General features: G+C 65.8%; 11 protein-coding genes, 1 tRNA gene and 1 pseudogene. 3 read left to right on the top strand and 10 right to left on the bottom strand.

The annotated features are described in order from the left end of the window. From obgE to rplU, 5 genes and pseudogenes are all read right to left on the bottom strand, one after another. Positions 1-155: pseudogene (obgE, locus tag ACFE7K_RS15165) on the bottom strand (GTPase ObgE); the annotation flags it as partial. A 211-nt stretch (positions 156-366) separates the two neighbouring features. Next, entirely contained in the window at positions 367-963 is a 597-nt protein-coding gene (locus ACFE7K_RS15160) for a TetR family transcriptional regulator (RefSeq protein WP_375399033.1), read from the bottom strand. A 165-nt stretch (positions 964-1128) separates the two neighbouring features. After that, positions 1129-1635: a GNAT family N-acetyltransferase gene (locus ACFE7K_RS15155; protein ID WP_375399032.1), complete on the bottom strand. Its 507-nt coding sequence runs from the start codon at positions 1633-1635 to the stop codon at positions 1129-1131. Between the two features lie 159 nt (positions 1636-1794). After that, complete coding sequence (gene rpmA / locus ACFE7K_RS15150; protein ID WP_375399031.1) at positions 1795-2097, bottom strand: 50S ribosomal protein L27; 303 nt, start codon at positions 2095-2097, stop codon at positions 1795-1797. A 12-nt stretch (positions 2098-2109) separates the two neighbouring features. Next, positions 2110-2481, bottom strand: a complete 372-nt coding sequence (gene rplU, locus ACFE7K_RS15145; protein ID WP_375399030.1) for a 50S ribosomal protein L21 — start codon at positions 2479-2481, stop codon at positions 2110-2112. A gap of 256 nt (positions 2482-2737) precedes the next feature. Between rplU and ACFE7K_RS15140 the strand changes: the two genes are divergently transcribed. Continuing rightward, entirely contained in the window at positions 2738-5443 is a 2706-nt protein-coding gene (locus ACFE7K_RS15140; RefSeq protein ID WP_375399029.1) for a TonB-dependent receptor plug domain-containing protein, read from the top strand. A 116-nt stretch (positions 5444-5559) separates the two neighbouring features. Here the strand turns inward: ACFE7K_RS15140 and hspQ are convergent, their stop codons facing one another. Next, the gene (gene hspQ / locus ACFE7K_RS15135) at positions 5560-5940 is read right to left on the bottom strand and encodes a heat shock protein HspQ (RefSeq protein WP_375399028.1); all 381 of its coding nucleotides are present in this window, start codon (positions 5938-5940) and stop codon (positions 5560-5562) included. Between the two features lie 120 nt (positions 5941-6060). Here hspQ and ACFE7K_RS15130 point away from each other — a divergent pair. Beyond that, a tRNA-Ser gene (locus tag ACFE7K_RS15130) sits at positions 6061-6150 on the top strand. A gap of 604 nt (positions 6151-6754) precedes the next feature. Here the strand turns inward: ACFE7K_RS15130 and ACFE7K_RS15125 are convergent. Beyond that, on the bottom strand, positions 6755-7114 hold the full coding sequence (locus ACFE7K_RS15125; RefSeq protein ID WP_375399027.1) for a DUF2513 domain-containing protein: 360 nt from the start codon (positions 7112-7114) through the stop codon (positions 6755-6757). Next, positions 7111-7596 (bottom strand): DUF6650 family protein, encoded by a 486-nt coding sequence (locus ACFE7K_RS15120; protein ID WP_375399026.1) that lies wholly within the window; start codon positions 7594-7596, stop codon positions 7111-7113. Before ACFE7K_RS15120 ends, ACFE7K_RS15125 begins: the two co-directional genes overlap by 4 nt. A 166-nt stretch (positions 7597-7762) precedes the next feature. Between ACFE7K_RS15120 and ACFE7K_RS15115 the strand changes: the two genes are divergently transcribed. Then, entirely contained in the window at positions 7763-8476 is a 714-nt protein-coding gene (locus tag ACFE7K_RS15115) for a hypothetical protein (protein WP_375399025.1), read from the top strand. Between the two features lie 78 nt (positions 8477-8554). On the opposite strand, the gene ACFE7K_RS15110 is transcribed toward ACFE7K_RS15115, so the two are convergent. Together ACFE7K_RS15110 and ACFE7K_RS15105 are read right to left on the bottom strand one after the other, a co-directional pair. Next, positions 8555-8956, bottom strand: a complete 402-nt coding sequence (locus ACFE7K_RS15110) for a DUF6118 family protein (protein WP_375399024.1) — start codon at positions 8954-8956, stop codon at positions 8555-8557. After that, positions 8953-10610, bottom strand: a 1658-nt coding sequence (locus ACFE7K_RS15105; RefSeq protein ID WP_375399023.1) for an AAA family ATPase, incomplete at its 5' end; no start/stop codon positions are given. The genes ACFE7K_RS15105 and ACFE7K_RS15110, both read right to left, overlap by 4 nt.

Here is a 10610-nt window from a genome sequence, read left to right as displayed (position 1 = left end):
CCGGCGACCGCCTCGAACACGATGTCGCCGCCCTTGCCGCCGTTGCCGCCGTCGGGGCCGCCATATTCCATATATTTCTCGCGCCGGAAGCTGACGGCGCCGGGGCCGCCGGAGCCGGAGCGGACGAAGATCTTGGCTTGGTCGAGGAAATGCATGGCGTGCGCCGTAACGCTTTAGCGCAGCTAAAGCGACGCCCGAGCGCACGCCCGGTCGGCGGCGCCACAGCGCCGTCCGACGACGCGGCGCTGCCGCGGCGGGCCATTGCCCCATCGTGCCCGCATCCAGATCGACGCGAGCGGCACGCGTCGACCCCGACGGGCTACCTGGATCGCGGTCGGACCCCCGCTCACGGCCGAGTGACGGGGATCAGCCCCGCCCCCCAACCAGCATCTCCCGCGCCAGCGCCCGCGCCCGCTCGCGCGGCACGCCCAGCGCCCGCGCGAGCGGGCCGCCGAGCAGGGCGTCGCCGAGCGCCATCAGCACCAGCGTCAGCGTCTCGTCCTGGATCGGGCGCTCCGCCTTGGAATGCTCGACCGCCAGTTCGTCGACGAGATCGTGGATCGCGGTCAGGATCGGGTCGAGCGCGTCCTCGTTGCCCGACAGGATCATCCAGCTCGCGAGCGCCCCGGCGCCGCCCCCGTCGAAGGCCTCGAACACGAGGTCGACGACCTCGCCTGGGTTGGGGTCGCCCGACGCGCGCTGGCGCAGCACCGCCTCGCGGATCGTCGAGGTGATGAACCCCGCCATGCGCGCGATCAGCGCCTGTTGGAGGCCATAGGCGGAGCCGAAATGGTGGAGGAGGTTGGCGTGGGTGCGGTCGATGCGGGCCGCGACGGCTTTGAGCGTGACGGCCTGGGGGCCGGATTCGACGAGGAGCGCGCGGGCGGCGTCGAGGGCGGCTTCGCGGGATTCCTCGGGCGACAGGCGCTTGCGGGTGGGAAGGGGGGCGACGGTGGCGGCCATGAGGAGGGTTTCGGAGGAAAAAGGGGTAATGGCAACAGCTTCCCTCCTCCCCTTAGGGGATAGGGAAGCCGCATGGCGACGGGAGAGGGGCGGCGTAGAGCGCTGCCACTGCCCCTCTCCCGACCTCGCGTGCGCTCGGCTACCCCCTCCCCTGAAGGGAAGACGTTAGAAGGCCAGCTCGAAGGTCGCGCAGTCCACCGTCTCACCGCGCGCCAGGCACTCGCGCTTTTCCAGGCCGGTCTGCTCGAAGCCGAGCTTCCTCAGCACCTTCCCGGACGCCGGGTTATCCACGAAATGCCCGCTCACCAGCCGCTTCCGCCCCAATGCATGGCGCGCGATGCTGACCATCGCGCGCGCTGCCTCGGTGGCGTAGCCGCGGCCCCAGGCGGCGGGGGTCAGCCAATAGCCGATCTCCATGTCCCGCCCCTGCGGGTGCAGGCCGACGCCGCCGACCAGCGACGGCACCGCATGGTCGTGCGCGTAGATCAGCAGCCCCACATTGTCCGGCGCCGAGGGGGCCGTCAGCCAGCTCTCGGCGTGCTCCAGCGTGTAGGGCCAGGGCAGCCTGGCGAGACGCTTCGCCACGTCCCAATGCGCGATGGCCTGCGCCAGCGCGGGCGCGTCCTCGGGCCAGCCGGGCCTCAGCGTCAGTCTCTGCGTCCGGGCGAACATGCGCTCCCTCCTTTCCGTCGCCTGCCCGATCCCTATGACGGGTCGGCGACATTCGCGTGGAGGGAGCAATAAAAAAGGGAGCCGGGGCGACCCGTCTCCCTTGGTGGCTGGTCCGTGCGGACCCGGGTCGCCCTGGTGGGCGACCCGTCCGGTCACCCTCTACTCGGCGGCAATCGCCGCACCGTCCGTCATTGGGGCGGTGTCGTTCGCCGGCACTTGCACCGAACAGAACTTTCGCCCGAGCTTGCCCTCGGCGAACGCGACGCGGCCGTCGACGAGCGCGAACAGCGTATGGTCCTTGCCCATGCCGACGTTGCGGCCCGGGTAGAACTTGGTGCCGCGCTGGCGGACGAGGATGTTGCCGGCGACGCACTCCTGGCCACCGAACTTCTTCACGCCGAGGCGACGACCGGCCGAATCACGACCGTTGCGCGACGAACCGCCTGCTTTCTTATGTGCCATCGTTCCTGCTCCTTACGCCTGGGCAGCCGCTTCCGCGGCCTCCGGCTGCGCGACCTGCTTGGCGCGCGCGGGCTGTTTCTCTTCCTGCGCACCGATCGCGGTGATCTTCAGGATCGTGTGCAACTGGCGGTGGCCGTTGCGGCGGCGATAATTGTGGCGGCGACGCTTCTTGAAGACGATGACCTTGTCGCCCTTCGCCTGCGCGATGATCTCGGCGGCGACGGTGAGGCCGGCGACGTCGCGCAGCTCCGAGCCCTCGCCCGCGAGCAGCACGTCGCCGAGCGTGATCGCGCTACCTGCCTCGCCGTCGACCTTGTCGACGACGATCTTGTCTCCGGCGGCGACGCGATATTGCTTGCCGCCCGTGCGCACGATTGCGAACATGGCTCTAGTCACTTTCCACATATCTTGACCCGTCCGGGCAGGCCCGTCGGGAGAGCGCGCCAGCTAAGCGAGGGCGCGTGCGCTGTCAACCGGGGACGCGCCTGTGGCCGCGCGGCCACAGGCGCGATCTATTGTGCAGGTGCAGCATATCACCCGTTGTGACATTTCCGTGACCGCATAAGGTCCGCATTGGCCGTTCCCGGGAGGTGAGGAGACCGCGCGGCCATCTTTTCGCGGTTAAGGGGGATTCACGCACATGCATCATACGGTCTTCAAATCCATGCTCGCCGGTTCGGCGATGACGCTTTCGCTCGCCGCTCCCGGCTGGGCTTCGGCGCAGACCGCGCCCGCGGCGCAGACGACGCCCCCGGCAGACGCGCCCGCGTCGGTAACCGAGGACAGCGCGAAGGACGTGCTGGTCATCGGCTCGCGACGCGCCGGGCGGACGTCGACGGATTCGGCCTCGCCGGTCGACATCATCGATTCGGAAGAGCTCCAGTCGCAGCCGGCCGCGAACATGCTCGACATCGTCCGCAACCTCGTGCCGTCCTTTTTCGTGCCGCAGAACACCATCTCGGACGCTTCGACCTTCGTGCGCCCGCCGTCGCTGCGCGGCCTCGGCGCCGACCAGATCCTCGTGATGATCAACGGCAAGCGCTACAACCGCGCCGCGCTGGTGCAGGTCTATGGCGGTGCCGACACCGCCTTGTCCTATGGCGCGCAAGGCTCCGACATTTCCAATATTCCGGCGATCGCGATCGGCAACCTGCAGATCCTGCGCGACGGCGCGACCGCCCAATACGGGTCGGACGCCATCGGTGGCGTCATCAACTATCAGCTCCGCCAGGACACCGGCCTCGAACTGCAGGCGCTGTACGGCCAGACCTACAAGAACGACGGCGACCGATACCAGATTTCGGGCGATGTCGGCTTCAAGCTCGGCGAGCGCGGCTTCGTGAACGTCGCCGGCGAGTATTTCAACGAGAAAGGCACCAGTCGCGGTGCGACACGCCCGATCGCGGTGGTGCTGGCCAACCTCCAGCCCGGCGTTGTCAACCGCATTCCCAACTATCCGGGCCCGGCCCAGATCTGGGGCTCGTCGCCCGCTGACGGCTACAAGCTGTTCCTCAATTCCGCTTACGAGGTCGCCGACAACACGAAGCTCTATTTCGTGGCGAATTACGCCACGAGCAGCGCCAACCAGAGCTTCAACTATCGCTCGCCGATCAGCGCGCCGACCCCGCTGGCGGTGAACAACGGCACCGGCACCGCCGCGACGGCGTCGCCCGGCGCCAACGGTGCGTTCAACACCATCTATACGACGGCGTGCCCGACCGGCAACGCCACCTGCCCGACCGGCGGCTTCGTCCGCAACGGCGGCGCGACGTTCAACTTCACCTCAATCTATCCGGGCGGCTTCACGCCGCGCTTCATCGGCAAGATCGAGCAGCTCTACGGCACCTTCGGCGCGAAGGGCGAAGGCGACAGCGGCTTCACCTGGGACCTGTCGGGAACGTTCGCCCGCAACTCGCTGGCGCTGTCCATGACCGATTCGCTCAGCCCGTCGTTCGGGCCGCAGAGCCAGACCAGCTTCTTCTTCGGCAAGCTGATCCAGACCGAGCAGAACTTCAACCTCGACACGACCTATCCGCTGGAAGTCGGCTTCGCGAGCGCGGTGACCTTGTCGGCCGGCGGCGAGTTCCGGCGCGAGCAATATGAGACGACCGTCGGCGACGTCCAGTCCTATGCGGCGGGCCCCTACGCCTCGCAACCGCTCTACGACCTCGTGTCGCCAGGCGTCTACACGCGAGCGCTGAACGGTACGACGCCGATTACCGCCACCCAGTCGCCGGCCGCCAGCGGTTATGGCGGTATCAGCCCGACGTTCGCCGGCAAGAACGCCCAGAAGAGCTATGGCGCCTACGTCGGGGCCGAGACGGACATCGTGAAGGAGTTCACGGCGGGCGTCGCCGCGCGCTATGAGCATTACGACACGTTCGGCGACGCGTTCGTGGGCAAGGTCAACGCGATCTGGCACGCCGAGGAGACGACCGCGCTGCGCTTCACGGCGGGTACCGGCTTCCATGCGCCGTCGCCGGGCCAGAACAACACGCAGATCCTGACCACGAGCTTTGCCGCGGGGACCGGCGTGCAGGTGCAGACCGGCACCTATCCGGTGACGAGCAGCATCGCGCGCTTCTACGGCGCGACGGCGCTGAAGCCCGAAAAGTCGGTCAACTTCGGCGCCGGCATCGTGATCGATCCCAAGAACGGCTTCACGCTGACGATCGACGGGTATACGATCAAGGTGAAGAACCGGATCGGCATCTCGCAGGCGTATAACGTGACCGCGGCCAATATCACGGCACTGCCGGCGTTGGCGTCGGTGGGCGTCGGCGGCGTGGTCAATTATTTCACCAACGGCTTCGACACGCGCACCAGCGGCGTCGATGTGGTGTCGACCTATCGCACGACGCTGCTCAACGGCCGGTTCGCGGTGACGCTGGCCTATAATTACAACAAGAGCACGGCCGACAACATCAAGCTCAGCACGACGGGCACCCCGCTGATCAGCGCTGCGCAGTCGTTCAACATTACCAACCTGCCGCCCAAGCATCGCGGCAACCTGTCCGCCAATTGGCAGATCGGCGGCTTCACGCTCAATGCGCGCGAAAACTTCTACAGCTCATGGGCGAACCAGCTCGAATATCCGGGGCAGACGTTCGGGTCGAAGTTCCTGACCGATTTCGACATCAGCTATACGCTGGCTGAGAAGTACACGCTGACCGTCGGCGCCAACAATATCTTCAACACATATCCGGACAGGATCGCGCCGAGCACGACAACACCGATCTATGCGCTGACCAACAGCACCGCCGATGGCCAGATCTATCCGCGCTCGGGCGGGCCGTTCGGGATCAACGGCGGTCTGTATTACGCACGGCTTCGCGTGAAGTATTGATCGCCTGCCGGGAGCGCGCTGCCGCTCCCGGCACGGCGTTCGCCGCGCCACAACAAAAGGGCCAGCCGACCATGCGATCGGCTGGCCCTTTTGCCGTGGCGCGAGGCGGCGTGAACTCAGTGCTTGTGCTGCGGTCTCAGCGTGTAGCGGCCGTCGGCATAATCGGTGAACAGGCCACTGATCGCGGGGTGGTCGACCGGCTCGTCGGTCTCGTCGGGCACGAGGTTCTGCTGGCTGACATAGGCGACATAGCTCGACTCCATGTTCTCGGCGAGCAGGTGATAGAAGGGCTGGTCCCGGCGCGGGCGGATGCTCTCGGGGATCGCCTCATACCATTCCTCGCTGTTGGCGAAGACCGGATCGACATCGAAGATCACGCCGCGAAAATCGAACATGCGGTGCTTCACCACCTCGCCGATCGAAAAGCGGGCGGCGGCGATGGCGGGGCCGGAGAGTTCGATCCGGGTGGGCTGGCCGGCGGTGGGATGACGCGACATGCACCCTATGTAAGCGGAGGCGGGGCGGGCGCAAGCGCGTGCTTGCGAGGGGCGGGGCTTTCCGTTAGAGGCGCGCGCTCGACCGGCTAGACCGCCCTGCGGGCGGGCGACGTCCTCTGCGGAGAGGTGGCAGAGTGGTCGATTGTACCGCACTCGAAATGCGGCGTGCCTTCGCGGGCACCGTGGGTTCGAATCCCACCCTCTCCGCCAATTTATCTCTATAAGATATTGGAAAGGCGAGGGTATTATGAATGCCCTTCAACGGGTCCCACTTTAGGTCCCACTCCCGATCGTTGCGAGCTGCGCGACGGAGAGGCTATGCGCGCGTTATGGATCGCACCCATTGAAGTAATGCCGGGCTGGTGCCGTAGCCAATCTCACCACCCGATGTTCGAGCATAGGCATGGTCATATCCGTCGTTGGGCAACTCTTGTGCCCAGCCGACAACCGACCCGCTGTGTCGGGGTTCGATGCGCATGGGCAAGGTGCCATTGATGATGCTGTGCGGCGGAATCATTGCGCGCCTTGGCAAGCTACCGCGGGGCTTTCCCACGGTTAAGCCGACCTCTTCGACGGTGATCGCAAACGAACTGAGGTTCGTTACCTCAATCGACAAGCAAGTCGGTGCAGGGCCACCGAGCCCCACCGCCTGGGTCGCCCTTACCTTGAACCTGACAGATCGGTCTCGCCAACCCTGCCACGTGTTCCACACACCCAGTGCTGCGCCCAACAGCGCAATTCCCAAGGTGATCCAGTCAGTCCATTTCATCTCAGTCATTCGCCGTTTCGCTGGAGACGGGTAGTCCAAGCTGGTTCATGGCAGGCCGAGCTTTGATTTGACCTCCGCTTTCGCTAGCTCCCAGACGAACGCGACGCTGACGCCACCGACCTTGCTCGCGACAGCCTTAGTCTTACCCCATACCTCGCCATCGCGGATGGTGGCGACGAATTCGTGCCCGCTGTGGGTGAGGCGCTGCGGATACCACTCCAGCTGGCTTTTATCCGACACGTCCATGGCTTTCAGGAAGCCGCCTTCGGCGAGCAGCATCACATGGTAGGAGACGACCTCTGCGTCATGCTCCGGCAGGTCGAGCGGGACGTAGTTCGCGGACGGTTCCGGGTGCGCCTCGACCGCCAACAGGATGTCGCGCATCAGGTCCTTGTCGAGCTTCATTCCTGCTCCTCGTCGATTTGAGGCAGGACCGTGGCAAGATCGCCCTCCACATCGAGATCGTAGTGCGCCGCCAACGACGCGACTTGCTGGCCGATGGTAGCCCGCAACGCACCGAGCGCCATGAAGAACCCGGCGTTTCCGTCGCCCCGACCATCGGACCAGCCCATATGTGGATAGTCCACCGCGGCGTCGTCGTGAAAACGCCGGCAAGCCTCACGAATGGCGCGAATAGGCACGATCGCGAAGTCCTGTTCGTCAAATTGCCTCAGCGCTTCGGTGCTCGCGGAGCGGATTTCATGGAGCGAGGCATTCACCTGGGACGGCACCTCCAACCACATCGGATTGTAGAGCACGCGGCGATCCTCAAGCATCAGCAGATAGTCGCGCACACGATCCCGCTGCGACGGTCCCGGCTCTGCCCACGATATGCCGAACGCAGGCGTGGAAATTCCGGTGATCCTTCGCGCGGTGTCGCCTGTCATGCGGCCTGATCTTCGGAACCACCCCATGCCGCGTCTCCCACAGTTGGACGAACTGGACATAGCAGAAGATAAGGCGGGAGGCTGACGCCCTCCGAGTCTCGGCAGATGTCGTTGCTGATCCTGCAACCTCTGGTATTCTGCGATTGGTCAGGACGCAGAGGGTTTGATGAAGGCTTGGCTTGGCATCGCTGCCGCGCTTCCGGTGGTGGCAAGTGCCGCCATTCCAGCGGTTAACACGAAATGGGCTTATGCCACTTCGACGATGACGATTGGGCTGAACGCGCCATTTCTCGAACGTAAGCTGGGTCCAGCGAAATCGAAGGACGACCACAGTTGGAAGTTCGAGGTCGGGCGATGTGAGGTGACTTACTACATCGGTCGGAGTGGAGTTATTGGCTTCTCGTTCGATCTCAAATCTGGCTGTGCGTCCAAGCTCAATGGCTTTCAAGACTTACGAGGACTCACTCTCAGCTCGGCCACGACATTTGCTAACATTGAAAAGCTGAACCTGCTTCACAGCCATTTTGTGGCGGATTGCCTTGAGGGCTGCGGCAACGCTGCCGATCCTGTTGCGTCATTCAAAGCCGAAGGCTCGCGAGCCAGTGGCGCCTATGATATTTCTTTTGATGTGCCGCTGGCCGGTGATGCCGCACTCGCGGCCGCAGATACTTGGACGAAGGCTTACAGAAAAAAATACGGCATCCCGCGCGGTGCATACATTCCCAGTGAAGTTCCCAACTGCGACTTCGCCTTTGACGATCTCGTCAGACCTGCATTCGCGCGGGTCCAGGTTCAAAGCGTTACCGTTGGCCAAGTGGGTTACGGGTATGTTCCGGACTGTGCCAATCTTTCCCGGTCAATCGCTGAAGCCAAGCAGTAGCTCAAGATTTGCTGCTCAGAACCACGAAGCTCGATCTTACTTTTATAAACCAGGTCAGACGCTAACGCGCGAGAATTATTAGGGAAGCGCCAGCCGCTTTTCTGATTTGATCGGTCCGATCTCGATTGAGCAGCGCACCGGCCGCGCGGCGGCGTTCGCCTGGTTCCGGCAAGCCGCTACCGCTTGGGCGGTGTCGTACTGAAAAGTGTCGGCGTCGACGAGTTGGCGCCAGCGTGCTGGATCGCCGCTCGCCATTAACTCCATACCGGCCTCCCACCGGCTCTTGAGGAGGATCGCTGCGGCGCGGTCCTCCGCCGCTGCCGGCCAGAGCGTGTTGATGAGCAGCGGCGCCAGCGCGAGCAGCAGCGCGGTCACTCCCATGGAGATGGTCACCGCCCAGATCATTGCGTCGCGGTGCGCCTGTTTTGTGCGGGCGCCTGCGACGACGCCTATCATAGCGGCACGCGCATCGCCCATCATTGCCTGAGCCCGACATCGCGGCTGCGGCCGCTGCCGAGCGAATCCATCAGCGCCTGGGCGACCGAGCGCGTGCGGGTACGGTCGGCAAGCTCATGGCCCATGTCGCCGGAGCGGCTGCCGGGGCTCCATTCGAGCGCTTGGCGCGGGCCGAGGCCGAGCTGGCCGCGACGCGCGACCAAGGCGTGGTCGAGCGCCGGGTCCTTCTCCAGCCCCTTGGCGAGCGCGCGCATGTGCGTCTCGACGCCCGTCCGAGCATCCTCGTTCTGCCAGCCGGAGAGGCCGTCGCGCTGCTCGCCGAGCTGGCGCCATTGCGCCACGAACCTGTCGGCGCGCAGCTCGGAGTTGGCGCGGACCTCCGCCTCAAGCTGCATGGCGCGGATCGCACGCACGGTGCGGCCCTCGGCCGCTTCCGCGACGAGCGTCGGGTCGCGGGCGATGGCCGCCGATAGATCGTGATGGCCGCTGGCGTGGACGCCATCCAGCGCGTCGCGTGCATGGGCGAACGCGCTCTGCTGCCAACCGAGCGGCTTCAAGCCTTGACGCTCCATCGATCGGACATCCTCCAGCGCCCGCGCATAGCCCTGCACCGCGCGGTCGAGCGGCGCGGGCGGAGCCGCCACGCCGGTGGCTGCGCGGCCGAGCCCGAGTCCCTTGAAGGAGTCGCGGGTGAGGCCGGGGGACCGATCGCCGGCCCGACTGACGTTGAGACCGGCAAACGGGCTGCGGCGGCGCACGTCGGGCGCGACGGCATGCTCGTCGGCCGGTTCTGGCGAGCCGCGATATCCTCGCTCGTCGGCAAGCCGCTCCCGCACATGGGCATAGTCGAGCGTGCTGTCCTTGGCGCGCTCGCGGCCGAGCACGCGCGCCAGCCGCTCGGGCGAGTCGAAGTCGTCCCGGCCGTAATGGAGCTGCACGTCCTGCCGGTGGCGGCTGAGCGCGACATAGCTGGCGTGGGCATCGAGCCCCGGCGTGGCGAGCATATGGGCGCGGTCGACCGTGATCCCCTGCGCCTTATGGATGGTTGTGGCATAGCCGTGGTCGATCTCGGCATAGGCTTTGAGGTCGAACCCCACGCTGCGACCATCGTCGAGCCGCGCCTCGACACGGCGGGCGTCGAGCCGTTCGATCGTGGCGAGGGTGCCGTTCTTGACGTCGAGGTCGCGGTCATTCTTGAGGAAGATGATGCGCTCGCCGGGCGCCATCAATCGCGAGCCGCGGGCGGTTTCGAGGGCGATTTCGCCGTCGAGCTGCCCACCCTGTTTCAGGGCATCGCGGGCCATCTCGTTGAGCATGCGCACGTCTTCGCGCGTATGCGCCAGGATGGTATGGCTCTGCGCCAAGCCGCTCTCGCGCGCCTCCTTCCAGCGCTCGATCAGCGCTCCGGCGGCATCTTCGCGCGTCTCGGCGACATGCACCATGCCGGCCTGATCGTAGCGCGCCAGCGCCTCGCCGGTGCGGCCGGTGGCGAGTTCGCGCGTGGCGTCGCGCTGCCACTCCTCATGCTGGCGGCGGACCGCGCTGATCTCGCGGGCGCCATGCCGCTCGGTGAGCAGCCGGAACGCGGCGCCCGCCTCGATCGCCTGCAACTGCTGGGCGTCGCCAACCAGCACGAGCTTGGCACCTGCTTCGGCGGCGGCGGTCGCCAGCCGCTCCA

The organism is uncultured Sphingomonas sp. (assembly GCF_964244265.1).
GTDB lineage: Bacteria > Pseudomonadota > Alphaproteobacteria > Sphingomonadales > Sphingomonadaceae > Sphingomonas.
The sequence above is the reverse complement of the archived record's forward strand: the minus strand, read 5'-3'. Positions and strand labels throughout refer to the sequence as shown.